Here is a 400-nt window from a genome sequence, read left to right as displayed (position 1 = left end):
ATCGTGCGGCTCGCGATGGAGCGCGAAATCGTGAAAGGACCTGTGGTAATCTCGAACGGCGCGTACGCAGGTGTTCGCTTGGTGGAAATGGGGCTGAAGCTTCTGCGTGCGCGTACCGCTCTTTGTGAAGCAATCAACCAGAAATATCGCATCACCATGTATCCGTCCGAATTCATCAGTCTTGAGACGATTGGTGATCTTGCGAATCAGGTGATCCAACACGTGGAGGGCAAGGAATTGTGTTCGCAGGCGTAATTGTGGGTGCTCTTAACGGCCTTATCAGCGGGATCGTCGGGGCATTTGTTATGGGTCTGGGTCTAGGTATTGGTGCCACGCTGCTCGCGCAATGGCTGCTGAACCATGTGCAGGTGCTTGTGCATTGAACGAGACGCCTGTGCAT

Annotated in this window: 1 protein-coding gene; it reads left to right on the top strand. The window is 54.0% G+C overall.

Features of this window, described 5'->3' with window-relative positions; translation table 11 throughout:
* A partial coding sequence (locus tag AC1RPU_RS07695; protein WP_481769595.1) for a hypothetical protein occupies positions 1 to 255 on the top strand: 255 nt, incomplete at its 5' end.
* Positions 256 to 400: the final 145 nt, after the last annotated feature.

The sequence above is a fragment of the Dellaglioa sp. CoH-55-MRSF-7 genome (assembly GCF_056782235.1).
This window is presented reverse-complemented; position numbering and strand designations above follow the sequence as displayed.